This window comes from Pseudonocardia sp. Ae717_Ps2, assembly GCF_001932475.1.
Lineage (GTDB): Bacteria > Actinomycetota > Actinomycetes > Mycobacteriales > Pseudonocardiaceae > Pseudonocardia.
Map to the genome: position 1 here is coordinate 3193846 of NZ_MCIS01000001.1, position 25154 is coordinate 3218999.

21 protein-coding genes are annotated in these 25154 nt (G+C 74.6%); 8 read left to right on the forward strand and 13 right to left on the reverse strand.

Translation table 11 applies throughout. From position 1 onward, the window contains the following. Positions 1-18 precede the first annotated feature (18 nt). From Ae717Ps2_RS14830 to Ae717Ps2_RS14865, 8 genes are all read right to left on the reverse strand, one after another. Positions 19-1368 (reverse strand): uracil-xanthine permease family protein, encoded by a 1350-nt coding sequence (locus tag Ae717Ps2_RS14830; protein ID WP_020625934.1) that lies wholly within the window; start codon positions 1366-1368, stop codon positions 19-21. Between the two features lie 113 nt (positions 1369-1481). Then, on the reverse strand, positions 1482-2642 hold the full coding sequence (locus tag Ae717Ps2_RS14835; RefSeq protein WP_075333513.1) for an epoxide hydrolase family protein: 1161 nt from the start codon (positions 2640-2642) through the stop codon (positions 1482-1484). Positions 2643-2737: 95 nt separating this feature from the next. After that, positions 2738-3547, reverse strand: a complete 810-nt coding sequence (locus tag Ae717Ps2_RS14840; RefSeq protein WP_075306782.1) for a molybdenum storage protein subunit alpha — start codon at positions 3545-3547, stop codon at positions 2738-2740. Further along, positions 3544-4371, reverse strand: a complete 828-nt coding sequence (locus Ae717Ps2_RS14845) for a uridine monophosphate kinase (protein WP_020625931.1) — start codon at positions 4369-4371, stop codon at positions 3544-3546. The genes Ae717Ps2_RS14840 and Ae717Ps2_RS14845 overlap by 4 nt, the downstream gene beginning before the upstream one ends. Positions 4372-4787: 416 nt before the next feature. Next, positions 4788-5585, reverse strand: coding sequence for an ABC transporter ATP-binding protein (locus Ae717Ps2_RS14850; RefSeq protein ID WP_075306783.1), 798 nt, complete (start codon positions 5583-5585; stop codon positions 4788-4790). Continuing rightward, positions 5582-6703, reverse strand: coding sequence for an iron ABC transporter permease (locus tag Ae717Ps2_RS14855; RefSeq protein WP_075306784.1), 1122 nt, complete (start codon positions 6701-6703; stop codon positions 5582-5584). Before Ae717Ps2_RS14855 ends, Ae717Ps2_RS14850 begins: the two co-directional genes overlap by 4 nt. Beyond that, complete coding sequence (locus Ae717Ps2_RS14860) at positions 6700-7896, reverse strand: ABC transporter substrate-binding protein (RefSeq protein WP_075333514.1); 1197 nt, start codon at positions 7894-7896, stop codon at positions 6700-6702. Before Ae717Ps2_RS14860 ends, Ae717Ps2_RS14855 begins: the two co-directional genes overlap by 4 nt. Positions 7897-7919: 23 nt before the next feature. Next, positions 7920-9119, reverse strand: a complete 1200-nt coding sequence (locus Ae717Ps2_RS14865; RefSeq protein ID WP_075333515.1) for a cysteine desulfurase-like protein — start codon at positions 9117-9119, stop codon at positions 7920-7922. Positions 9120-9226: 107 nt separating this feature from the next. On the opposite strand from Ae717Ps2_RS14865, the gene Ae717Ps2_RS14870 reads away from it, so the two are divergent. Beyond that, positions 9227-10555, forward strand: coding sequence for an Ig-like domain-containing protein (locus Ae717Ps2_RS14870; RefSeq protein ID WP_233147567.1), 1329 nt, complete (start codon positions 9227-9229; stop codon positions 10553-10555). A 31-nt stretch (positions 10556-10586) separates the two neighbouring features. On the opposite strand, the gene Ae717Ps2_RS14875 is transcribed toward Ae717Ps2_RS14870, so the two are convergent. Beyond that, entirely contained in the window at positions 10587-12191 is a 1605-nt protein-coding gene (locus Ae717Ps2_RS14875) for an AMP-binding protein (protein ID WP_170917079.1), read from the reverse strand. A gap of 942 nt (positions 12192-13133) precedes the next feature. On the opposite strand from Ae717Ps2_RS14875, the gene Ae717Ps2_RS14885 reads away from it, so the two are divergent. Then, complete coding sequence (locus tag Ae717Ps2_RS14885; protein WP_075306793.1) at positions 13134-14420, forward strand: acyl-CoA dehydrogenase family protein; 1287 nt, start codon at positions 13134-13136, stop codon at positions 14418-14420. Between the two features lie 5 nt (positions 14421-14425). Here Ae717Ps2_RS14885 and Ae717Ps2_RS14890 read toward each other — a convergent pair whose 3' ends face one another. Both Ae717Ps2_RS14890 and Ae717Ps2_RS14895 read right to left on the reverse strand, forming a co-directional pair. Further along, entirely contained in the window at positions 14426-14917 is a 492-nt protein-coding gene (locus Ae717Ps2_RS14890; protein ID WP_075306795.1) for a MarR family winged helix-turn-helix transcriptional regulator, read from the reverse strand. A gap of 46 nt (positions 14918-14963) precedes the next feature. Beyond that, positions 14964-15734, reverse strand: coding sequence for an enoyl-CoA hydratase-related protein (locus tag Ae717Ps2_RS14895; RefSeq protein ID WP_233147568.1), 771 nt, complete (start codon positions 15732-15734; stop codon positions 14964-14966). 52 nt (positions 15735-15786) lie between these two features. On the opposite strand from Ae717Ps2_RS14895, the gene Ae717Ps2_RS14900 reads away from it, so the two are divergent. The 3 genes from Ae717Ps2_RS14900 to Ae717Ps2_RS14910 all read left to right on the forward strand — a co-directional run bounded on the left by Ae717Ps2_RS14900 (position 15787) and on the right by Ae717Ps2_RS14910 (position 19120). Then, positions 15787-16926 (forward strand): MBL fold metallo-hydrolase, encoded by a 1140-nt coding sequence (locus tag Ae717Ps2_RS14900; protein ID WP_233147569.1) that lies wholly within the window; start codon positions 15787-15789, stop codon positions 16924-16926. A 219-nt stretch (positions 16927-17145) separates the two neighbouring features. Next, complete coding sequence (locus Ae717Ps2_RS14905) at positions 17146-17487, forward strand: Lsr2 family protein (protein ID WP_020626846.1); 342 nt, start codon at positions 17146-17148, stop codon at positions 17485-17487. Positions 17488-17584: 97 nt separating this feature from the next. Beyond that, complete coding sequence (locus Ae717Ps2_RS14910) at positions 17585-19120, forward strand: acyl-CoA synthetase (protein ID WP_075333516.1); 1536 nt, start codon at positions 17585-17587, stop codon at positions 19118-19120. Between the two features lie 36 nt (positions 19121-19156). Here the strand turns inward: Ae717Ps2_RS14910 and Ae717Ps2_RS14915 are convergent, their stop codons facing one another. Next, a complete protein-coding gene (locus tag Ae717Ps2_RS14915; RefSeq protein WP_139318746.1) occupies positions 19157-20428 on the reverse strand; it encodes an MFS transporter in 1272 nt (423 codons plus the stop codon). Between the two features lie 115 nt (positions 20429-20543). Here Ae717Ps2_RS14915 and Ae717Ps2_RS14920 point away from each other — a divergent pair, with 115 nt between their 5' ends. Together Ae717Ps2_RS14920 and Ae717Ps2_RS14925 are read left to right on the forward strand one after the other, a co-directional pair. Further along, positions 20544-22079: a long-chain-fatty-acid--CoA ligase gene (locus tag Ae717Ps2_RS14920; RefSeq protein WP_075306801.1), complete on the forward strand. Its 1536-nt coding sequence runs from the start codon at positions 20544-20546 to the stop codon at positions 22077-22079. Between the two features lie 53 nt (positions 22080-22132). Continuing rightward, positions 22133-22771 carry an MOSC domain-containing protein gene (locus tag Ae717Ps2_RS14925; protein WP_198932186.1) on the forward strand — a complete coding sequence of 213 codons (639 nt, stop codon included), beginning with the start codon at positions 22133-22135 and terminating at the stop codon, positions 22769-22771. Here Ae717Ps2_RS14925 and trpS read toward each other — a convergent pair. After that, on the reverse strand, positions 22749-23810 hold the full coding sequence (trpS, locus tag Ae717Ps2_RS14930) for a tryptophan--tRNA ligase (protein WP_075333517.1): 1062 nt from the start codon (positions 23808-23810) through the stop codon (positions 22749-22751). The genes Ae717Ps2_RS14925 and trpS overlap by 23 nt on opposite strands. 185 nt (positions 23811-23995) lie before the next feature. Between trpS and Ae717Ps2_RS14935 the strand changes: the two genes are divergently transcribed. Continuing rightward, positions 23996-25144 (forward strand): GTP-binding protein, encoded by a 1149-nt coding sequence (locus Ae717Ps2_RS14935; RefSeq protein WP_075306805.1) that lies wholly within the window; start codon positions 23996-23998, stop codon positions 25142-25144. The last annotated feature ends 10 nt before the right edge of the window (positions 25145-25154 follow it).

Consider the following 25154-nt stretch of genomic DNA (forward strand, 5'->3'; position numbering starts at 1 on the left):
GCCACGGCCGGCCGGGCCTCACGCGGGCGGTGTGCCCGCCGTCGCGGCGTCCCGCTCGGGACGGCCCGGCAGCACCAGGTTCAGCAGCACCGCCACCACCGCCGTCACGACGACGCCGGACTCCAGCAGCGGGCGCCACTGCCCGGGCACCAGCGCCAGCAGGTTCGGCACCGACGCCAGGCCGCGCCCGAGCCCGACCGACAGCGCGACGACCACCAGGGCACGCTGGTCGAGACCGCGCTCGGTGAGCATCTGGATCCCGATCGCGCACACCATTCCGAACAGCAGCACGACCCCGCCGCCGAGCACCGCGGGCGGCGTCGCCCCGATCACCGCCGCGGCCTTGGGCAGCAGCGCCATCGCGACGAGGACCCCGGCCGCGATCGTCACCACGTGCCTGCTCATCTGGCGGGTGAGCGCGATGAGCCCGATGTTCTGGCTGAACATGGTGGTGGGCAGCGCGGAGAAGACCGCGCCGAGCAGCGCGCTGCCGCCCTCGGCGAGGATCCCGCCGCGCAGCTCCCGGGTGGTGGCGGGGCGCCGGGCCCCGGCCTGGGTGACGGCGTTGACGGTCCCCACGGAGTCGACCATGTTGACCACGCCGACGACGGCCACGGTCAGGATCGCGACCACGTCGAAGCTCAGCCCGAACGCGAACGGCGTCGGGAACGCCACCCAGCCCGCGGGCCCGACCCCGGCCAGGTCCACCATGCCCAGCGCCAGCGCAACGAGGTAGCCCACGACCAGCGAGATCAGCACCGCCGCCGTGCCGAGCAGCCCGCGCCCCCACCGGTTGAGCACGACGGCGAGCACGAGCACGAACGCGGCCAGCCCCAGGTTCGCCGCGGCGCCGAAGGTCGGCGAGCCCGCCCCGCCCGCGGCGAGGGTGAACGCCGACGGCAGCAGACCGAGCCCGATCACCAGGATGATCGTGCCGGTGACCAGGGGCGGGAACAGCCAGGCGATCCGGTGGATGTTCAGCGCGATCACCACCTGGACGACCGCGGTGACCAGCACCGCGCCCCACACCGCGGCGAGCCCGCGCTCGGCGGCCAGCGGCACCGCGACCGAGATGAACACGAACCCCGAGCCCATCATGATCGGCAGCCGGCCGCCGACGATGGAGAACCCGATGGTCTGCAGCAGCGTCGCGAGGCCGGCGCACAGCAGCGCACCCTGGATGAGCAGGGTCCGCTGGGCCGGTGTCGCCTCCACCGCGGTGGCCAGCAGGAACGCCGGGGTCAGGTTGCTGGCGAACATGGCCAGCACGTGCTGGAGCCCGAGCGGGACGGCCTCGCGCAGCGGCGGCATCGTCTCGATGTCACTGCGGTCCGGCGTGGGCGCGGGTCGGGGTGCGGTGGTCGCCATCGCTCCTCCTCGGTCGGATGCGACGACGGTGCCCCGTCCGGATGACCCCCGTGTGACGCGCCGTTACAGCTGTTTCGTCCGGTTCGGGGTGCGCCGGCGCAGCCCGGCTGCGCTCAGGTGCCGATCGCCCCGGACAGGGTCGCGGCGAAGGCCCGGACGTCGTCGAGCAGCAGGTCCGGGGCCTGCAACGCGGCGAAGTGCCCGCCGCGGTCGTGCTCGGTCCAGCGCACCACCCGGTGCGACCGCTCCACGAACGGCCGCACGGCGTGGTCGCCGAGCAGGTTCAGCACCGCGGTCGGCACCCCCGAGGGCGGGCGGGTCTCCCGGAACGCCGTGGGCGCGATCTCCCGGTACAGGCGCATCGCGGACCCGGCGGTGCGGGTGAACCAGAAGCTCGCGACGTCGGCGAGGTAGGCGTCCGGGTCCACGGGGGTCTGCCGGGTCGTGTCCGGGTCGTAGTCGACGAACCACTCGAGGTGCCAGGCCAGCAGCCCGACCGGGGAGTCGATCATCGCGTAGCCGAGCGTGGACGGGCGGGTGCTCTGGATCGCGGCGTACCCACTGCGCCCGGGCCACGTCTCGCCGAGCTCGGCGACACGGGCCCGCTCGGCGTCGGTCAGGCCGGCGAGCGGGTCGGCCGCCGACGGGTCGGGGGACGCGCCGACCAGCGCGTTGAGGTGCACCCCCAGCACCCGGCCGGGGTCCCGGCGGGCGATCTCGGGCGCGATCATCGAGCCGTAGTCGCCGCCCTGGGCCAGGAAGCGGTCGTGGCCCAGGGCCGACATGAGGTCGGTGAGGCAGCGGGCGTGCCGGTCGACGTCCCAGCCGAGGTCGCGGGTCGGACCGGAGAACCCGAACCCGGGCAGTGACGGGGCGACGACGTGGAACGCCGGGAGCGTCGCGTCCCCGGGCTCGGTGAGCGGCCCCAGCAGCCCGAGGAACTCCGCCGGGGTGGACGGCCAGCCGTGCACCAGCAGCAGCCCGACGGCATCGGGCCGCGTCGAACGGCGGTACAGCGCGTGCACCCCGACGTGGTCGGGGGTGTCGAGGACGACGGAGTCCGCGGCCAGCCGCTCCTCCACGGCCCGCCAGTCGAAGCGGTGCCGCCAGCGGTCGGCGAGCTCACGCAGGTGACCGGGCGGGACGCCGTAGGACCACCCCGCACCGGACGGCACGTCCGGCCAGCGGGTGTCGTCGAGGCGGGCGTGCAGACGGTCGATCTCCGCCTGCGGGACGGGGAACGGGTTCGTTGCCGTCGTTGCCGTCGGTGCCATAGGTGCCATAGGTGCCATAGGTGCCATAGGTGCCATAGGTGCCATGGCCGCGACCGTGGCACCGAACCCGGACTCCTCCGGTCCGCGTGCCGCGGTCAGGCGGAGACGACGGTCCCGACGTGCTCCCCGGCGAGGGCCTTCGTCACGGTCCCGGCGACGGTGCCGTTGACGATCTGCACCGACCGGACGTGCCGGGCGCGCTGCAGCGTGCGCAGGGCCTCCCGGTCGATCGGCAGGGGCCGGGCGGGGTCGGCGAGCAGGTCGGCCGCGGTCGCCGTGCGCAGCACGGTGCCCCCGTCGAGGTCCCCGTCGAGCACGCCGTCGACGTCGCGGACGTAGGTCAGCGACGCCGCGCCCCAGGCGTCGGCCAGCAGCAGCGCGCCGGTGTCGGTGCGGTGCGGCGGGATCTTCCCCGCCGCCGCGGGCAGCTCGTGCACGCCGTAGGGCGGGTAGCCGTTGGTGACGGCGGCGTTGGACGCGGCCAGGTGCACCGGCAGCTGGTGGGCGACGGTGCCGTGCCCGAGGTAGGCGACGCCCTGCTCGGCGAGCAGCGCGGCGACGAGATGCCCGTTCTGCTCGGCCTCACGACCGGCGATCTCGGCGAGCGCGCCGGTCGGCAGGCCCAGGTCGAGGCCGACGCCGAGCGCGTGCCGAGCGCGGATCCCGGCGCCGGTGGCGATCAGCAGCGGGTCCCCGGAGATCGCGGCGCGCAGCTCCTCGACGATCGGCAGCAGCACGTCGCGGCCGCGGTCGACGATCGAGCGGCCGCCGAGCACGACGACGCGCAGGCGGGGCAGCATCCGGATGACCGGCTGCTGCTGGTCGACGGGGCGGACCTGCTCGCGGTCGAGCAGGGTCTGGCGGGCCAGCGGCGACTCGACGTCCTTGGGGTGGGTGGTGCTCATCGGGCGTCTCCCGCGGTGATGATCGTGCCCACGTGCTCGCCGGCGAGCGCGCGGGTGAGGTTGCCGGGCTTGAGACCGTTGACGATCTGGATCGAGCGGACGTGCGTCGCGTGCCGCATGAGCTCCAGCACCGGGCGCTCGACGATCAGGTCGGGCAGGTCCCGCTCGATCAGCTCGTCGACGGTGATCTCCGGGATCAGCGTCGCCGACGGGTCGTTCTTCGGGTTCGCGGTGTAGAGGCCGTCCTCGTCCTTGACGAAGATCATGTTCTTGCAGCCGTAGGTCTCGGCGACGAGGTAGCAGCCCGCGTCGGTGCGGTAGGGCGGGATCACGCCCTCGTCGGGCAGGGGCTGCCACATCGCGTACGGCGGCATGCCCGCGAAGATCGCCGCCCGGACCTCGGACAACGACAGGGGCAGCGCGTCGAACCCGCCCCCGGCGACGACCGGCACCCCGTGCCGGGCCATCAGGTAGCCGAGCATGGTGGCGTTCTGCCCGGCGACGGCGCTGCCGACCGAGCTGAGCACACCGGTGGGCAGGCCGAGCTCGGCGGCCAGGGAGTACGCGTGCCGGGCGCGGGTGCCCCCGCCGGTGCCGATCAGCAGCCGGTGCGTCGACCGGGCCTCCAGCAGCTCCTCGACCAGCGGGAACACCGCCTCACGACCACGGTCGATGAAGCTCTGTCCACCGACCTTGACCACCGACACGTCGGGTAGGACCCGGGTGTCGGACGTCCGCTCGGTGGCCGCGGCGAGCTCCGGGTCATCGAGCGACCGGGTCAGCAGCAGCGACTCGAGCTCGGCCGCGCTCGCGGCGTGCGTCATCGCATCTCCTCGTGTTCGGGTGCGCGCACCCGGACGGGCTGCGCGGTCGAGGCGAACCTAGCGACTCCGGGCCACGTCGTGCCGCCGACGCCACGGGCGCCATCGGCCGGGCTGCGGTACCGGACCCGGGCGGCGCTCCGTCGGCGCGGCCGGTCGCGCTCGACCGGCCCGCATCCGCTGGTCACGACGCCGTCCGGGTGATCCCTGCCACTGGCCGGAGCCCGCTCCGCAGCTCCGGCCCACTCCGCGCTCCGCCCCCGCACCCACGGCACACCCCCGCTACGCGCGGCGTCGCACGGGTTCCGGCCCCGCCGCTCGTGTCCCGGGACGCCGAGCACGAGCGGACGGGGCGACGGCCGGACGGGTGCAGGGCAGCGCGCCAGCACGACGGCACGGCAGCGCGACGGCACGGCGCCTCAGACGCGCAGACGGAACGTGCCGGTCGACGCGTCGAAGGCCAGCTCGTCGGTGTCGAACGCCGCCCCCACCGCCCCGGAGGCGGCCAGCTCGCCGGGCGTCCCCGTGCACAGCGCGCCGGCGCCGTCGAGCAGCCAGGCCCGGTCCGCCAGGCGCAGCGCCGGTTCCAGGTCGTGGGTGGACAGCAGCACCGCGAGGTCCTGCTCCCCCGCGAGCCGGCGCAGCGTCCCGAGGAGCGCGACCCGCGAGGAGACGTCGAGGAACGCGCTCGGCTCGTCGAGCAGCAGCAGCGACGGCTGCTGGGCCAGTGCGCGGGCGACCATCATCCGCTGCCGCTCACCGTCGGACATCCGGGCCATCGGACGTCCGGCGAGGGGGCCGGCGCGGACCGCGTCGATCGCGGCGTCGACGGCGGCCTCGTCCCCCGCGGTGAGCACACCGGCGGCGCCGGTGTGCGGCAACCGCCCCAGCTCGACGACGTCGCGGCCGGTCAGCTGCCCGGGGTCCGGCCGGTCGGTCAGCACCACACCGACCCGGCGGGCCCGTTCGGGCGGCCGCAGCGCCAGCAGGTCGGTGCCGTCGAGGGTCACCGCGCCGCCCAGCGCGGGCGCCAGCCCGGCGAGGGTCCGCAGCAGCGTCGACTTGCCCGTGCCGTTCGCCCCGAGCAGCACGGTCAGCTCGCCCCGCGCGGCGACGGCGTCCACCCGGGACAGCACCGGGCACACCCGGGCCCGGCGCAGCGTCCTGCCCTGCGCGTACCCGGCGACGAGCCCGGTCAGCACCAGCCCGGCGTTCACGAGGCCGCGCCCAGGCGTCGGGAGCGCAGCAGCACCGCGATCACCACCGGTGCCCCGACCAGTGAGGTCACCACGTTCAGCGGGATCACCGTGCCGACCCCCGGCGGGTTCGCGACGACCGCACACGCCAGCCCGACCAGCGCACCGGTCAGCGCGGTGGCCGGGACGAGCACCCGGTGCCGCGAGGTGCCGACCGCCAACCGGGCCAGGTGCGGCACGGCGATGCCGAGGAACCCGATCGGCCCGCAGAACGCGGTGACCGTCCCGGCGAGCACCGCGGCGACTCCCAGCACTGCCAGCCGCACCCGGGCGACGTCGACGCCCGCGGTGCGGGCGTAGTCGTCGCCGAGCAGCAGTCCGTCCAGTGGCTTGGCCAGCACGAGGACCCCCACCAGCCCGGCCGCGACGATCCCGCCGAGGATCGGCAGCTCGCCGCGGCCGACGCCGGACACCGAGCCGAGGCCCCACATCAGGTACTGCTGCGCGGTGCGCGGGTCGGTCCAGACCAGCAGCAGGCTGACCACCGAGGTGACCGCCGACCCCAGCATCACGCCGATCACCAGCAGCGCGGTCACCGACCGGGCGAACCGCGACAGCGCCAGCACCAGCGCGAGCACGGCGGCGGCACCGACCGCCGCGGCCGCGACCGTGGTGAACCGTCCCCCGACGACCGGTGTGGCCCCGAGCCCACCGGTGGCGAACGCGGCGGCCCCCGCAGCCGCCCCGAGGGTGGTCACCAGCGCGACGCCGAGCCCGGCGCCCGCGCTGACCCCGAGCACGTAGGGCTCGGCCAGCGGGTTGCGGAACAGGGTCTGGGTGAGCAGCCCCGCGGTGCCCAGCCCGACACCGACGGCCGTCGCGGTCACCGCCCGCGGCACCCGCAGGTCGGTGACGAGCAGGTCGAGCCGGGCGTCGGGGGTGCCGGTGCCGAACAGCGCCGACAGCGTCCGATCGAGCCCGATCACCACCGAACCGGTCGACACGGCGAGGGCGAACAGCACGACGACCCCGACCGCGAGCAGCATCAGGACCAGCGGTGCGCGGCGCCCCGAGCGCTGCCCGGCCCGGTCCGGGACCCGGCTCGCCGCGGCGGGCGACGCCGGTGCGGCCGGCCTCATCCGGCGGGCACCTGCCGGTAGTAGGTGAAGGCGTGGCCGGGCAGGACCTGTGGGTGCAGGATCGCGACGAGGTCGGCGAGGATCTCGTCCTGGTGGAGCGCGCCGCGCTCGTAGAGGGGGTTGCCGCCGTCGGGGGTGGTGGCCCTGTCGCGGGTCCACAGCTGCCCGCCGGGGCGGACCGCGGCGAGCGAGGACAGCCGCGGGTCGACCGCGGCGACGTCGGCGGTCGTGGCGAACGGGCCGTCGGCGAGCCAGATGCGGGCGTCGCCGTCGTCGGCCAGCACCCGCTCCAGCGACTGCGCCTGGGTGCCGGTGCCCGGCATCCCGGCACCCAGCCAGGTGGCACCGGCGTCACGGAAGAGAATGCCGGCGGTCGACTCGGCGGCCGGGACGTTCCAGGTGCCCTGGTAGGGCTGACCGGCGACGATCGGGGTCGGCGGCAGGCCACGCACGCGACCGACGAGGTCGGCGTAGCGGCCCGCGATGCCGTCGAAGATCTCCGCGGCGCGGGCGTCCTGACCGGTCAGCGCCCCCGCGACCTTGATCCACTCGGCCTGGCCGAGCGGGCCGGTCTCCAGGTAGTCCGCCCAGCCGACCACCGGGATCCCGGCCGCGGACAGTGCCGGGAACGCCGCGTCGTCGGTCCCGGCCGAGAGCACGACCGGCGGCGCGGCGGCGACGACCGCCTCGGCGTCGATCGTCGAGTTCGGCGCGAAGTCGACGGCGGCGCCGGAGGCGACGCGGGCACGAACGGCCGGGTCGGTGACCAGCGCGGCCCCGCCGACGCCGGTGATCCGGTCGAGCCCGCCCAGCTCGGTGATCATCGGCAGCTGGGTGGTCGAGCCGGCGAAGATCCCGCTCACCGGGGTGTGCACGACCGGGGCCCCGGCGAGTGCCGCGGGCAGCGCCGGGTCGCCCTGCCCGCAGCCGACGAGCACCACCGACTGCGGCTGCCCACCCGGGAAGGGCGTGCGGACGGTCAGGACCCGGTAGCCGTCGCCGCCGGTGATCGTGACGTTGGTGGCGTGGGTGAAGGCGACCGTGTCGTCCGGGGCGGACGCGGCGCCCGGCACGCAGTCCTGCGCCGCGGCGCCGGCCCCACCGGGGGCGGGCGGTGCCGTGGCGGGCGCGGAGCAGCCTGCGACGACGGCCAGTGCGAGCAGGGCCGCGAGGACCCATCGATGACACGTCACCTGAACAGTCTCACATATGTGGATCAGGCCCCGACGAAGGCGGAGAGCCCGTCCAGGAGCCGGTCGACGTCGTCGTCGGCGGTGTAGCAGGCCAGCCCGATCCGCAGGGAGCCGGTGTCCCCCAGGCCGAGCCGCCGCGAGCACTCCAGCGCGTAGAACGACGAGGCCGGCGCCGCGATCCGCCGCTGCGCCAGGTACCGGTAGGCCTCGACCGGGTCGCGGTCGTCGAAGGTCACCAGCAGGGTCGGGGTCCGCCGGGCCGCCCGGGACCGCACCGTGACCCCGGGCAGCGCGGCCAGGTGGGTCTCGATGCGCTCGCGCAGCGGGCGCTCGTGCTCCTCGACCGCCGCCATCGACGCCAGCAGGCGCGCCCGGCGGTCCCCGGTCGCCGACGGGTCCAGCGCGGCGAGGAACTCGACGGCGGCGGTGGTGCCGGCGAGCAGCTCGTAGGGCAGGGTGCCGAGCTCGAACCGCTCGGGCACCGCGTCGCTCGACGGCGCCAGCTTCGCCGGGCGCAGCGTCTCCAGCAACGCCGGGTCGGCGGCGAGCACCCCGCAGTGCGGGCCGACGAACTTGTAGGGCGAGCAGGCGTAGAGGTCGGCGCCGATCGCGGCGAGGTCGATCGGTGCGTGCGCCGTCAGGTGCACGCCGTCGACCATGAACAGCGCCCCGGCTGCGTGCACGGCGGCGGCGATCGCGGGCAGGTCGGGGCGGGTCCCGACCAGGTTCGACGCACCCGTCACCGCGACGAGCCGGGTGCGGTCGGACAGCAGCGGCGTCACGTCGTCGAGCTCGGTGGTGTCGGGGTCGAAGTCCAGCCACCGCACCGTCACCCCGGCGGCCTGCGCGGCGATCACCCAGGGGCGGATGTTCGCGTCGTGGTCGAGGCAGGTCACGACGATCTCGTCGCCCGGCGACCAGGTCGCGGCCAGCGTCCGGGCGAGGGCGAAGGTCAGCGCGGTCATGCTGCGCCCGAACACGATCCCGCGCGGGTCGGCGCCGAGCAGGTCGGCCATCGCGGCGCGGGCGCCGAGCACGATCGCGTCGGCGGCGCGCTCACCGCTGGTGACCGTGCCGCGGTTGGCCAGCGGGGAGGTCATGGCGGCCGCGACCGCCCCCGCGACCGAGTCCGGGACCTGGGAGCCGCCCGGCCCGTCGAAGTGGGCGATCCCGGCGCGCAGGGCGGGGAAACGGCTGCGGACGGCGGCGACGTCGTAGCTCATGACCGCACCCTGTCACGCCGGCGCCCGGCCCACGCCCGGACAACGAACACATGTCATCGGGGTGTCGTACCGCCCGTGTGGGTGACACGCGGGCCATGATTCCTCCCATGTCGAGGTCCTGGGAGCACTCGCGCGGGCGCCACGCCCCACGTCGACGGCGACGCTCGGTGCACCGTCGCGCCTGGGCGGTGCTCGTGACCTCGCTGGTCGCACTGGTGGTCCTCGTCGCGGGCGGGACCGCCGCGATGGCGGGCGGGCGGATCGGTGACGCCGTCAGCGGCGGCGTCGACTCGCTGGCCCGCAACCTCGCCGGCGCCGTCGACCGCCTCCGGCCGGCCCCGGCCGTGCCCCCCGCACCCCCGGTCCCCGAGGTCCTCACCAGTGTCCCGGCCGGTGAAGCGCCGGTCGCCCCGCGCGGCCCGGTCCGCACCGAGGTCAGCACCGGGACCCTCGAGGGCGTCGCGCTCACCGCCGACTCCGACGACGGACCGGTCACCGTCGCGGGCACCCTGTCCCCCGACGGCCGCAGCTGGACCGCCACGGAACCGCTGGACTTCGCGACCACCTACCACTGGTCGGGCAGCTGGGTGCTGGGCCCGCAGGACCGTCGCCCGGTGCCCGCGGCCCCGTTCACCACCGTCGACCCGGACGACACCGTCGACGCCACCATGAACATCCGCGACGGCGGCGAGGTCGGCATCGGCGCCCCGGTCGTGCTCACCTTCGGCGAGAAGCTCCCCGACGCCGCGAAGGCCACCGTCGAGCGGGCGCTGAGCGTCACCACGTCGCGGCCGGTCGAGGGCGCCTGGGCGTGGCTGCCCGACACCGCCGAGGGCTCGCGGGTGCACTACCGGCCGAAGTCCTACTGGCCCGCGCACACCCGGGTCCAGGTGCGGGGCGCGCTGCGCGGACTCGACCTCGGCGACGGCACCTTCATGACCGAGGACCTCGACCGGACGTTCACCGTGGGGCGCAGCCAGGTCGTGAAGGCCGACACCCGCAGCCACGCGATCGTCGTCGTCCGCGACGGGAAGGAGATCGCCCGCTACGACGCCTCCTACGGCCTGGAGTCCGACCCCCGCCGGGTGACCCGCTCCGGGATCCACGTCGTCATGGCGAAGTCGGAGAAGGTGCTGATGAGCAACCCCGACTACGGCTACGTCGACGAGCCCCAGTTCTGGGCGGTCCGGATCTCCAACAACGGCGAGTTCATCCACGCCAACCCCGCCTCGTCGTGGGCGCAGGGCAGCCGCAACGTCAGCCACGGTTGCATCAACCTGTCCACCCGCGACGCCAAGGAGTTCTTCGCGAGCGCGACCTTCGGCGACCCGGTCGAGGTGACCGGCAGCTCGCAGCCGCTGACCGCCCGCGACGGCGACCTGTACGACTGGACGATCCCCTGGGACGAGTGGCGCTCGCTCAGCGCCCTGTCCTGACCCCGCTGTCCCGAGCCGCTGTCCCGACCCGCTACCGGATCCGGCGTTCCTGCCCGGCCCACGCCTCGTCGCGCAGGACGAACTTCTGGATCTTCCCGGTCGAGGTCTTCGGCAGCTCGCCGAAGGTGACCCGCTTCGGTGCCTTGAACCGCGCCAGCCGCCCCCGCACGTGCTCGACGATCTCGTCCTCGGTGGCGCTCTCGCCCTCGCGCAGCGTCACCCAGGCGGCCGGGACCTCGCCCCACCGCTCGTCGGGGACGGCGATCACCGCGACCTCCAGAACGGCCGGGTGGTCGGCGATGGCCTGCTCCACCTCGACGCTGGCGATGTTCTCCCCACCAGAGATGATCACGTCCTTGGAGCGGTCCCGGAGCTCGACGTAGCCGTCGGGGTGCATGACTCCGATGTCGCCGGTCCGGAACCAGCCGTCCGGTGCGGCGTCGCGGGTGGCCTGGTCGTCGTCGAGGTAGCCGAGCATGACGTTGTTGCCGCGCAACGCGATCTGGCCGGTCGTCGCCCCGTCGCGCGGGACGTCGGCACCGTCGTCGTCGATCACCCGGACGGCACAGGCGATCATGTTCCCGACGCCCTGGCGGGCCTTCATCCGGGCCTGCGCGTCGGCGTCGAGGTCGCTCCACTCCGGACGCCAGTCGCAGATCATCGCGGGCCCGAAGGTCTCGGTGAGCCCGTAGAGGTGGGTCACCTCGAACCCGAGTTCGGCCATCCGGCGCAGGATCGCCGGGCTCGGCGGCGCTCCCCCGGTCGCGACGGCCACCGGCGTCTCCACCGGCCCGGCCTCGGGCGCGTACGCGATCATCGACAGCACGGTGGGGGCGCCGTTGAGGTGGGTGACGCCCTGCTCGCGCACGAGCTCCCAGATCCGGGACGGCTCGACCTTCGGCAGGCAGACGTGGGTGGCGGCGGCCGCGGTGACCGCCCACGGGAAGCACCAGCCGTTGCAGTGGAACATCGGCAGCGTCCACAGGTGCACCGACGACGCGGTCAGCCCGGTGTGCCCGACCATGGCCAGCGCCTGCAGGTAGGCGCCCCGGTGGTGGTACATCACGCCCTTCGGGTTCCCGGTCGTCCCGGACGTGTAGTTGATCGACAGCAGGCCGCGCTCGTCGGCGGGACGCACCGCGGTGGGCTCGCCGTCGGCGACGAGGCGCTCGTAGTCCGGGCCGACCCGCACGGTGTGCGGCGGGGTGTCGAGGCGGGCGAGCACCTCCGCGACGAGCTCGTCGAACACCGGGTCGGCCACCAGCACCGAGGCGCGCGAGTGCTCGAGGATGTAGGCGACCTCGCCCGCCGCCAGCCGGGTGTTGACCGCGACCAGCGCCGTCCCCGACCACGGCACCGCGTGCGCCGCCTCCAGCCCGACGTGGGTGTTCGGCACGAGGACCGCGACCGGGCGCCCGTCGTGCAGCGCGGCGAGCGAGCCCGCCAGGCGCCGGCAGCGGTCGCGGAACTCGGTGTAGGTGAACCGCAGGTCCCCGTCGACGACCGCGACCCGGTCACCGTGCGCCGCCGCGGCCCGGTCGAGGAACGCCGTGGGGGTCAGCGGCTCGAACGACAGGTCCACCAGATCGGCCGGGACACCCGCCGGGTGCGTGGGGACGGGAGCCTCGTCGGTCATCCCCCGAGCCTCCCCCGGCGACGCGGACGCGCGCAATGTCGCCGCCCCGCGACCCACCGTCGCGCGGGCCTCCTCCCCCGGCGCGTCGGTGATCGCCCGCCCGATCCCCCGCCGCCCGGCAGCCCACCTGCACGGTCGCCGTCCGCCCGGCCCGCCGCCCGCGGTGCCCACCGTGCGCGCGCTGCTGCACCGGCGCGCGGTGATCCGTCCGGCGCGCGCCGATCCGTCGCGCGCACGATGATCCGCTGGGCGCTCGGTGATCCACCGGCCGCGCGGTGATCCGCTGGGCGCGCGGTGATCCGCTGGGCGCGCGCGTCACAACACACGCGCGGAGCGGATCAGCGCGCGAACTGTCGATCACCGACGCGTCACCGAACCTGTACCCCTCGACGCGCCGCGCCGGAGTCGACGCGCCGTGCCCGAGTCAACGCGCCGCTCCACCGGGCACGGCTATCCGCCGTGCGCGTGCTGATCCACCGGCCGCACTGTGATCCGCCGGGCACGCGGAGATCCGTCGGGCGCGCGCGTCACAACACACGCGCGGAGCGGATCAGCGCGCGAACTGTCGATCACCGACGCGTCACCGAACCTGAACCCGTCGACGCGCCGCGCCGGAGCCCACGCGCCGATCCACCGAGGGCACAGCGATCCGCCGGGCGCACGATGGTCCGCCGGACGCGCGCCGCTCCACCGGTCGGACGGCGATCCGCCGGGGCGTGCCCGATCTACCGGGCGCGCATGGAGATCCGCCTGGCGCGCGATGATCCGTCGTCCGCGCGCGTCCGAGCACACGCAGGATGCGGATCACCGCGCGGACTGTCGATCACCGGGGTGCCGCCGGGACTCCTCCGCCCCGTCGTCCTGTGTCGCCGGAACTCCCCCCGTCGTCGCGGGCTGTATTACGTTCGCGGTGGCAACGAGGCTCGTCGGGAGGCGGACGCGATGGCGTGGGACTTCAGTACCGACCCGGAGTTCGAGGAGAAGCTGACGTGGATGCGCGGCTTCGTCCGCGACGAGATCATCCCGCTGGAGACCCTCGACCTGGACCGGGAGACCTTCGCCCGGATCACCGCGCCGCTCAAGGAGCAGGTCCGCGAGCAGGGTCTGTGGGCGGCGCACCTGCCCCCGGAGCTCGGCGGCGGCGGGTTCGGCCAGGTCTCCCTCGGGCTGATGCACGAGATCCTCGGCCAGTGCCGCTACGCGCCGGGGGTGTTCGGCAACCAGGCGCCCGACTCGGGCAACGCCGAGCTGCTCGCGATCGGCGGATCGCCGGAGCAGAAGGAACGCTGGATGCACCCCCTGCTGCGTGGTGAGCTGCGGTCCTGCTTCTCGATGACCGAGCCCGGCGCCGGCGCGGACCCGACGATGCTGTCCACCCGGGCCGTGCGCGACGGCGACGACTACGTCATCAACGGCCACAAGTGGTTCTCCTCGAACGCCACCGGCGCGGACTTCCTGATCGCGATGGTGGTGACCGACCCGGACGCACCGCCGTACCAGCGGGCCTCGATGATCATCGTCCCGACCGACACCCCCGGGCTCGACGTGGCCCGCGACATCCCGGTGATGGACCACCCAGAGGTCGGCGGCGAGATCTACGGCGGCCACGCCGAGGTCTTCTACCGCGACGTCCGGGTGCCGGCGACGAACCTCGTCGGCAACCCCGGCGACGGGTTCAGGCTCGCCCAGCAGCGGCTCGGCCCGGGCCGCATCCACCACGCCATGCGCTGGCTCGGCCAGTCCCGGCGGGCGTTCGACATGATGTGCGAGCGCGCGGTGTCACGGTCGGCGAGCGGCACGCGGCTGGCCGACAAGCAGATGGTGCAGGACATGGTCGCGCAGTCGGCGGCGGACATGGCCGCGGCCCGGCTGCTGACCCTGCACGCGGCCTGGACGATGGACCAGGTCGGGGCCTCGAACGCCCGGATCGAGATCGGGATGATCAAGTACTGGGGCGCGAAGGTGCTCCACGACGTGATCGACCGCGCGATCCAGGTGCACGGTTCGCTCGGCTTCTCCGGGGACCTGCCGCTGGAGCAGATGTACCGCGCGGCCCGCGCCGCTCGGATCTACGACGGTCCCGACGAGGTCCACAAGGAGTCCGTCGCGCGGCGCATCCTGCGCGGCTACACCCCGGTCGAGGTCCCCACCGAGCACGTCCCGACCCGCACCGAGGCCGCGCGACGCAAGTTCGCCGAGTACCTGGACACGGCGACGGCGAACGCCTGACCGCGTCAGGCCGGTGCGGGCCTCGGCTCCGGCGAGGCTGCGAGGTCGGCGCGGTAGTCCGCGACCAGCGCGTTCATCGCACTGAGGAAGCGGGCCGCCGCGTCGAGCTCGTCGTCGTCGAAGCCGGCGAGCAGGGCGTCCATCCGGGCGCCGAGCGGGCCGAAGAACGCCCCGCCGACCTCCGCGGCGTTCTCGGCCTGGCGCAGGGTCACCCGCCGCCGGTCGGCGGACTCGCGGCTGCGGCGCACGTGGCCCGCGCGTTCCAGGCGGTCGACGAGCGCGGTCGTCGCACCGGTGGACAGGCCGAGCCGGGCACCGAGGACGCCCGGGGTGAGCGGTTCACCCGCGGAGTCCGCGCGCATCACCGCGAGCAGCGCGTGGAGGTCCGTGGGATGCAGCCCGTGCCGCCCGGCGAACTCCTGGCCGAGCAGCTCGGACTCGCCCGCGTAGTCCTGCAGCAGCGCGACCAGGTCCTCGCGTCGCGTCCGGGCAGGCATGCCGACGAGCCTAGTCGCCGTCAGCGGGCCCGTGCCGGGCGCAGGGTCAGCGCCCCGTCCACCGCGGCGGGCGCTTCTCCAGGAACGCCGCGACCCCCTCCGTCCTGTCGGCCGAGCGCAGGATCGCCGCGGTGGCGACCTCGGTGGCGCTCCAGCCGCGCTCGTCCGGCTCGGACACCACGCGTTCCAGGGCGCGCAGCGACACCGACACCGCGAGCGGCGAGTTCTCGCAGACCGTCGCGGCGAGCTCCAGCGCCGCGGTCTCGGCCCGCCCCGGCTCGACGAGCTCGTTGACCAGCCCCAGGGTGTACGCACGGTCGGCGTCCAGCGGGCGCCCGGTCACCAGCAGCTGCTTGGCGACGTTGAGCGGCAGCGGCCGCGGCGCGCGGAACAGCGCACCGCAGTTCGCGACCAGGCCGCGGGCGACCTCGGGCAGGCCGAACCGCGCCGTCGTCGAGGCGACGACCATGTCGCAGGCCAGCACGATCTCGAACCCGCCGCCGTAGGCGACGCCCTCGACGGCGGCGATCAGGGGGCGCCGCCGGTCCCGCCGGACGACGCCGTAGTTGCCGCCGCGCGGGGTGGGGCCGCCGGCTCCGGCGGCCAGGTCGGTGCCCGCGCTGAACGCCGTCGCGTCCCCGGCGAGCACGCCGCACCACAGGTCCGGGTCGTCGTCGAGGGTGTTGAGCGCCTCGTCGAGGCCGGCCGTCATCGCCGCGTCGACGGCGTTGCGCTTGTCGGGCCGCGTCATCCGGATCAGGAGCACGTGCCCGTGCCGCTCGGTGCTCACCCTGGTCCCCGCCATGCCGTCGGTCACGATCGTGACTGTAGGTGGGAACCGCGCCCGGGGCGTTCGTAGTCTGGTGATCGTGTCCCGCAGCAAGCGCCTCCCCACCGCGGCCGTCCTGTCCGTCCCGCTCGCCCTGACCGGCGCCCTGGCCGCGCTCGGGCTGCACGTGCGCCGGAACATGGGGGCCCGCCCGGGCGAGCTGCGCCGGATCGCCTCCGCCTCCCCGAACGCCGTCGACGGGCTGTTCGCCAACACCGAGCCCGGGCTGCCGCGGGCCAAGGCCTCGGCCCGGATGATCCTGAACATGCTGGTCGGCCGCCGCTCCGCGGGCGGCGCGCCGGCGACGGTGCCGCTCGCGCCGCTGCGGACCCCCGCCGAGCCCGCCGGGCTGGCGGTCACCTGGCTGGGCCACGCCGGGGTGCTGCTGGAGATCGACGGCCGGCGGGTGCTGGTGGACCCGGTCTGGTCGGAGTACGCCTCCCCCGTGCCGCGCTTCGGGCCGCGCCGCCTGCACCCGCCGGTCGCGCCGCTGTCCGAGCTCGGCTCCCCGGACCTCGTGGTGCTCAGCCACGACCACTACGACCACCTCGACCGTCCGACGGTCACCGCGCTGGCCCGCGACACCTCCGCGGTGTTCGTCGGGCCGCTCGGGGTGGGCGCGCACCTGCGTTCCTGGGGCATCCCAGGGCACCGGGTCGTCGAGCGCGACTGGGAGGGCGTGGTGACCGTGGCGGGGCTGGAGCTGACCTGCCTGGAGACCCGGCACTTCTCCGGGCGCGGGCTGCGCCGCAACACCACGCTGTGGGCGGCCTGGAAGGTCGCCGGACCGCGGCACACCGCCTACCTGGGCGGGGACACCGGCGCCACCCGGGCGCACGCGCGCACCGGGGCCGTGCACGGCCCGTTCGACCTGACGGTGCTGCCGATCGGCGCCTACTCCGACCTGTGGCCCGACATCCACGCCGACCCGGAGCAGGCGGTCGCCGCGCACCGCGAGCTCGGCGGCCGGGTCCTGCTGCCGATCCACTGGGCGACGTTTACGCTCGGCTTCCACCCCTGGGACGAGCCCGCCGAGCGGGCCCGCAAGGCCGCCGCCGACCAGGACGTGGTCCTGGCCCTGCCGCGCCCGGGCCAGCGCATCGACCTGACCGGCGTCACCACCGTCGACGACGCCCGCGCCGCGGTTCCCACCGAACCGTGGTGGCCGACCACACGCTGATTCGCGTCACCGTCACCGCTGCCCCTTTCCGCCCATTCCCGTCACCCGGACGCCGTATCCCCTCCCCGGAAACGCCGGCACCGGACCATTTCCGGGGAGGGGTTCGACAGATCGGTTCGGTATCCCTTATCGTTCTGCTCGAAGAATCGGTTCCGGTACCGACCGGGCGATTCCCGTCTCCGGCCGGGTCCGGCGATTCCCCGCGGAAGGAATGACGACGTGGCGCAGCAGACGACCATCACCCTGGTCGACGACCTGGACGGCACCGAGGCCGACGAGCAGGTGGAGTTCTCCGTCGACGGCCGCGCCTACGAGATCGACCTGTCCACGAAGAATGCCGAGAAGCTGCGCGAATCGTTGGCACCCTACGTCGCGGCCGCCCGTCGCGGGTCCGGTCGGCGCAGCACCTCTTCCGGCACCTCGTCGAACGGTTCCAGTGCCTCGGAACGCGCCGCGAACCGCGCGGTGCGGGAATGGGCAACGGCCCAGGGCATGAAGATCTCCGAGCGCGGGCGTATCCCGTCCTCGGTTCTCGAGGCCTATCGGAACGCGCACTCCTGACCGCTGCCGCCGCCGGGGCCGCCCCGGATGGCAGGATCAGGGCCGACGAGAGACGTGCGCCGGGCGATCCGCGGCGCACACCGACGGAGAGGGCCCGATGTACCCAGGCACGCATGCCGCGACGACCCCCGACAAGCCGGCCGTGATCATGGGGGGCTCGGGCGCGAGCCTGTCCTTCCGTGAGCTGGAGGAGGGGTCCGCACGGCTCGCGAACCACCTGCGCGCCGCCGGACTCCGGCGGGGCGACGTCGTGGCGCTCGTCGCGGAGAACTGCGCGCGGGTCTACGAGGTCTACTGGGCGGCCCAGCGCTCGGGGCTCTACATCACCGCGGTGAACCACCACCTCTCCGCGCCCGAGGCCGCCTACATCGTCCGCGACTGCGGTGCGAAGGCACTCGTGGTCTCGGCCGGTGTCGCCGGTCTGGCCGCGGCGATCGAGGACCACGTCGACACCCCGGTGCGGCTGGCCTTCGGCGGCGAGATCCCCGGCGCGTCCCGCTACGCCGACTACGACAAGACCCTCGCGTCGGTCTCCGCCGAGCCGCCGGCCGACCAGCCCCGCGGGGCGGACATGCTCTACTCCTCGGGCACCACCGGGCGCCCCAAGGGCATCAAGCCCACGCTGCCCGACCGGCAGATCGACGAGCCGGGCGACACCTACCAGGCCCTGTTCGGGCCGATGTACGGCTTCGGCACCGACACCGTCTACCTGAACCCGGCCCCGCTCTACCACGCCGCGCCGCTGCGGTTCACCGCCACCGTGCAGGCGCTCGGTGGCACCGTCGTGGTGATGGAGCGCTTCGACCCGGAGAAGGCGCTGGAGCTCATTCAGCGGTACTCGGTCACCCACTCGCAGTGGGTGCCGACGATGTTCGTGCGCATGCTCAAGCTCCCCGAGTCCGTCCGCTCCGCCTACGACGTGTCCTCGATGCGGGTCGCGATCCACGCGGCCGCCCCGTGCCCGGTGGACGTCAAGCAGGCCATGATCGACTGGTGGGGCCCGATCCTCCACGAGTACTACGCCGCGACCGAGTCCAACGGGGTCACCTTCATCGACTCGGCGCAGTGGAGCGAGCGTCCCGGGTCGGTCGGCAGGGCCGGGCTGGGCACCATCCGGATCGCCGCCGACGACGGCACCGTGCTCGGGCCGGGCGAGATCGGGACCGTCTACTTCGAACGCGACGAGCGCCCGTTCGAGTACCACAACGACCCGGGCAAGACCCTCGCCGCGACCCACCCCGAGCACGAGAACTGGACCACCACCGGGGACCTGGGCTACCTCGACGAGGACGGCTACCTCTTCCTCACCGACCGCAAGGCGTTCATGATCATCTCTGGCGGGGTGAACATCTACCCGCAGGAGGTCGAGGACGCCCTCGCGCTGCACCCGAAGGTGCTCGACGTCGCCGTTATCGGAGTGCCCGACGACGAGATGGGCGAGAAGGTCAAGGCCGTCGTCCAGCCCCCGGAGGGCGTCGACGCCGGCCCGGAGCTGGAACGCGAGCTGATCGAGTTCGTGCGGGAGCGGATCGCGCACTACAAGGCGCCGTCGTCGGTGGACTTCACCGACTTCCTGCCGCGTACCCCCACGGGCAAGCTGGTCAAGCGGGAGCTGCGCGACCGCTACGTGTGACCTCGCCGCGAGCCCGGGGCGTGACCGGGGCGGGGGTCAGGCGGCGCGGCGGGCGTAGCGGGCACGGGCCAGGGCCGCGACCAGAGCCAGCGGCACCGAGGCGACCAGGGCGGCGGCGAACAACGGGGCGAAGCGCCCGGCGTCGGCGAACGGGGCGCCGAGCGCGGTCCCGGCCGAGCTGCCCAGGAACAGCAGCGTCGCGAACAGTGCGACGGCGGTCGCGCGGGCCTGCGGGACGACCTCGGTCGCCCAGGTCTGCAGGGTCGAGTGCAGGAACGCCCACGCCCCGCCCAGGCAGAGCCCGGCCGCGGCGACCGTCACCGGGTGCACCGTCACCAGCGGGAACATCCAGGCGACCACGAGGAACCCGCCGCCGACGCCGGCCAGCGCGGCCGGGCCGAGTCGGCCGACCAGGCGTCGCACGACCCGGGAGAACAGCACCGCACCGACGCCGTAGCCGCCGGCGGCGAGCCCGGCCAGCGCGGCGGAGCTGCCCCCGGCCTGCAGCGACGGCGCGAGGTAGGTCAGCACCCCGAGCACGACCGCACCCTCGACGAAGGCGAGCGCCAGCACCAGCCGGGCCCAGCCGTTCCCGGCGACGGCGGCCAGCGGGCGGAGCACCGCGTCGGTGATCCCGCGCGACGGCGTGCGGGCGCCGTCGGGTTCGGGCAGCGCCCGCAGCGCGACGAACAGCACCGCGCAGCCCGTCGCCGTCGCCCCGAGGACGACGCGCCACCCGGCCAGGTCGGCGAGCAGACCCGCCCCGGCCGTGGCGACGGCGGTGCCGAGCGCGGTCGCGGCGAGCAGGTCCGACAGCGGCCGCTGCCGGACGGCGGCGGGCCAGGTGTCGCCGACGTAGACCAGCGCCGCCGGGATCAGTGCCGCCGTGCACGCGCCGGTGAGGACCCGCGCGACGACCAGCACGGCCAGCGTCGGGGCCAGCACCGAGGCGACCCCGCCCAGCACCGCGCCGACCAGGGCCAGGCGCATCACCCGGACCCGGCCGATCCGGTCGGACAGCACGCCCCACACGACCTGCATGAGGCCGTAGGCGAGGAAGTAGCCCCCGGCCGCGCCGGCCGCCGCCGCCAGCGGCGCGTCGAACGACGCGGCGATCGGCACGAGCAGCGGCGCGATCGCGAACCGGTCGACGGTGCTCGTCAGCGACGCCAGCTGCAGCAGCCGGAGCCGCCGGGTGCCGTCGGGGACGGCGCCCCCGGGGTCGGCCCCGCCGGGACCGCTGCGGTCGAGGCCGCCGCCCTCGGGACCGCTGCCGTCGGGACCGCTGCCTTCGGGGGTCGTGCTCACCGGCGTCACCCTCCACGGCGGGACGAGCTGTTGCCCCACCGGGGTGGCCGGGACCACAGTGACAGGGCAGTCGAGGCTCGGGAGGCCACCGGTGGGCACGATCACGGGACACGGGATGACGGCGGCGGACATCGTCGCGCGGCACGCACGGACCACACCGGACGCTCCGGCGCTGGCCGACCCACGGACGTCGCGGACCTGGGCGCAGCTCGACGACCGGGTGTCCCGGCTGGCGACCGTCCTCGCCGGACGCGGGGTCGACCGCGGGGACCGGGTCGCGGTGCTCGGGCTCAACTCCGTCGAACTCGTCGAGAGCTACCTGGCGGTGCTGGGGATCGGCGCGATCTGCGTCCCGCTGAACTTCCGGCTGACCGCCGGCGAGATCGCCTTCCAGCTGACCGACTGCGGCCCCACCGCGGTCGTCTGCGACGACCGGTTCGCCGCGACGGTGGAGACCGCCCGGGCCGACGCGCCGTCGGTGCGGACGGTGCTGGGGCTCGGCGAGGGCCTCGACGCGCTGCTCGCCGAGGCCGGGCCCGGGTCCTGGGGCGACGACGTCGCCGACGAGGAGCCCGCCTACATCATGTACACCTCGGGGACGACCGGCCGTCCCAAGGGCGCCGTGCTGACCCACCGCAACCTGCTGCTGCACGCGTTCCTGTCGATCACGCACATGGGCACCGCCGGCGACGACCGGGTCTCGCTGTCCGGGGCGCCGCTGTTCCACATCGCCGGGCTCTCCGGGATGCTGCCCACCCTGATCGCGGGCGGCCGGGTGATCATCCCGCCGTCGGGCGGCTTCGACCCGGTCGCGACGGTCGACACCCTGGAACGGGAGAAGGTGTCGTCGTGCTTCTTCGTCCCGGCGCAGTGGCAGGCGATCTGCGCGGTGCCCGGCCTCGCGGAGCGGGACCTGTCGGCGCTGCGCCGGATCAGCTGGGGCGCGGCACCGGCGTCGACGACGCTGATCCGCACGATGATCGACACGTTCCCGCAGGCCACCGTGGTGACCGCGTTCGGCCAGACCGAGTGCAGCCCGATCACGTGCGTGCTGCGCGGCGAGGACTCGGTCCGCAAGATCGGCTCGGTGGGGACGCCGATGATCGGCGTCGAGGTGCGCGTGGTCGACCCGGAGATGAACGACGTGCCACGCGGCGAGGTCGGCGAGATCGTCTACCGCGGACCGACGGTGATGCGGGAGTACTGGGGGCGTCCGGACGCGACGGCCGAAGCGTTCCGCGGCGGCTGGTTCCACTCCGGAGACCTGGTCCGCGAGGACCCCGACGGCTACCTCTACGTCGTGGACCGGGCCAAGGACATGATCATCTCGGGTGGTGAGAACGTCTACAGCGCCGAGGTGGAGGACGTGCTGGCGGCGCACCCGGGCATCGCCGACGTCGCGGTCATCGGGGTGCCCGACCCACGCTGGGGCGAGACACCGCTGGCGGTGGTCGTGCCCGCCGACCCCACCGCGCCGCCGGACCTCGACGCCGTCGTCGCGTGGTGCGCCGACCGGCTGGCCCGCTACAAGCGCCCGACACGGATCGCCGTCGTCGACGCGCTGCCGCGCAACCCGACGGGCAAGGTGCTCAAGACCGAGCTGCGCCGCGACCACGGCGCGCTGGACTCGGTCTCCGCGCCCGCGCAGTAACCCGGTCGCCGACCCGGTCGCGACGGCGGCGGGGCTCGCCTACCGTCGCGACCGTGAGCGTCGTGGAATCGGTGAACACCGGGGTGTCCCGCCCGATCCTCGCCAAGGCGGGGGCCTCGGGGATCGACAAGCTGCCGGTGGCCGGACCGGTCCGGGTGGCCGTCCCGGCGGCTGCGGCGAGCGGGCTGGCCGGCGACACGATCTGCGACGCCGACCACCACGGCGGCCCGGACAAGGCCGTCTACGCCTACGCCCGGGAGGACCTGGAGTTCTTCGCCACCGAGCTCGGGCCGCTGCGGGCGGGGACGTTCGGGGAGAACCTGACGACCCGCGGGATCGACGTGTCCGGGGCCGAGCTCGGCGAGTGCTGGCGGGTCGGCGGGGTGGTGCTGCAGGTGACCGCGCCCCGCGTGCCGTGCCGGACCTTCGCCGCGCACCTGGAGCGGGCGGGCTGGGTGAAGCGGTTCACCGCGGCCGCCCGCCCGGGCGCCTATCTGCGGGTCCTGTCCCCCGGCGAGATCCGCGCCGGGGACACCGTGACCGTCGAGCACCGGCCCGGGCACGGCGTCACCGTCGCCGACGCCTTCCGGGCGCTGCTCGGCGAGCCCGACCGGCTCCCGGACCTGCTGGCCGCGGGCGAGCACCTGCTGCCGCAGATCCGGGACACCGTCACCCGGCGGACCGCGTCCTGACCCGGTCGTAGCGCATCCCCATCGCCGCACGGACCGCGTCGAGGGTCTCCTCCGCCAGCTCGTTCGCACGCGCGTTGCCCCGCGCCAGCACGTCGTCGACCAGCCCGGGGTCGCGGGCCAGCTCGGCGCGCCGCGCGCGGTGCCCGGCGAGATGGTCGTTGACCGCCTCGGTGGTGAGGCGCTTGAGCGCGGCGGCCCCGTCGAGGGTCGCGGCCAGCTCGTGCGGGTCGCGCCCCAGACACAGCGCCGCGGTCGTGAGCAGCCCGTACACCCCGGGCCGCCCCTCGGGGTCGACGGTGATCCGCCGCTCGGAATCGGTACGGGCGCGGCGCACGATCGCCGCCGTCTCGTCGGCGGTCGCGCCGAGCGGGACGGCGTTGCCGCGGGACTTCGACATCTTGTGCCCGTCGAGGCCGGGCAGCTCCGGGGTGTCGGTCAGCATCGGCTCGGGCGGGGTGAACACCGGGCCGTAGCGCTCGGCGAAGCGCCGCGCCAGCACCCGGGTCAGCTCGATGTGCGGGAGCTGGTCCTTCCCCACCGGTACGAGGTCGGCACGGCAGGACAGGATGTCCGCGGCCTGGTGCACCGGGTAGGCCAGAAGCAGCCCCGACAACGCGCGCCCGGACGCCGCGTGCTCGGCCTTCACCGTCGGGTTGCGGTGCAGCTCGGCCTCGGTGACCAGCGACAGGAACGGCAGCATCAGCTGGTTCAGCGCGGGCACCGCGGAGTGGGTGAACACCGTGGTGCGGTCCGGTTCGAGCCCGGCGGCGAGCTGGTCGAGCACCGCGCCGCGCACGTGGTCGGCCAGCCGGTCCGCGACGTCGCGGTCGGTGATCACCTGGTAGTCGGCCAGGATCACCAGCACGTCCACACCGGACCGTTGCAGCCGTACCCGTTCGGAGATGGTGCCCACCAGGTGCCCCAGGTGCAGCGGGCCGGTCGGCCGCTCCCCGGTCAGCACCCGGTGCGACGACGGGTCGGCGGCGACGGCGGCACGCAGCGCGGGCATCCGGGCGACGGTGGCAGCGAGGGAATCCATGATCAGCTCCTGGGAACGGGGAGCTGCACGAGACACACCGGGTTGCGCCGGGCTGCTCGGGCAGCCCGGGGTGACGGTGACGTGCGTCTACGCGGCTGCGGGGAGCAGCCGCCACCAGACGGGACGGGAGGAACGCACGGAGGCAGCCTACACCCGCCTAATCGACTATCGTTATCATCATCGGTATGGCCGACCGTCGCGTTCCCGTCACGATCCTGTCCGGCTTCCTCGGCGCGGGGAAGACGACGCTGCTGGAGCACCTGCTCGCGAACCGGGAGGGCAGGCGGATCGCCGTCGTCGTCAACGACATGAGCGAGGTGAACATCGACGGCGCGCTCGTCGATCTGCACCGCAGCCAGGAGAAGCTGGTCGAGCTCACCAACGGCTGCATCTGCTGCACGCTGCGCGAGGACCTGCTGACCACGGTCGGCGAGCTGGCCGCCGAGGGGCGCTACGAGCACGTCGTCGTCGAGTCGACCGGGATCTCCGAACCGATGCCGGTGGCGGCGACGTTCGAGTGGACCTTCGACGACGGCACCGCGCTCTCCGACGTGGCGCGGCTCGACACCATGGTCACCGTCGTCGACGCCTCCACCTTCGAGCACCTGCTGACCAGCGAGGACTCGCTCGCCGACCGGGAGCTGCAGGCCGCCGAGGGCGACGAGCGGACGCTGTCGGACCTGCTCGCCGACCAGGTCGAGTTCGCCGACCTGCTGGTGCTGAACAAGACCGATCTCGTCGCGCCGCACGCGCTGGGCCGGATCGAGGCACTGCTGTCGCGGATGAACCCGGGCGCCCGCATCGTGCGCGCCGTGCGCGGGGACCTGCCCATCACCGACCTGCTCGACACCCGTCGCTACGACCCGGCGGCGGCCTCGGCGACACCGGGCTGGGCCCAGGAGCTCAACGGCTCGCACACCCCCGAGACCGAGGAGTACGGGATCGCGAGCGTCACCTGGCGGGCGGCGCGCCCGTTCCACCCGGCACGACTGCTCGACGCGCTCGGCGACTGGCCGGGCCTGCTGCGCAGCAAGGGCTTCTGCTGGCTGGCCACCCGGCCCGACGTCGCGGGCCTGTGGTCGCAGGCCGGGCCGAACATGGCGCTGGACCCGGCCGCGCCGTGGTCGTCGTTCGACGGGCCGCGCGGGCAGGAGATCGTGTTCATCGGGCTCGGCCTGACCCGCGACACCGTCACCGCCCGGCTCGACCCGGCCCTGCTCACCGACGACGAACTGCTCGCCGGGCCCGACTCCTGGCGCGACCTGGACGACCCGCTGCCCGCCTGGGACCTCGACGACCTGCACGACCACGAGCACGCCTCCGTGGCCGGGTAGCGTCGGGCCG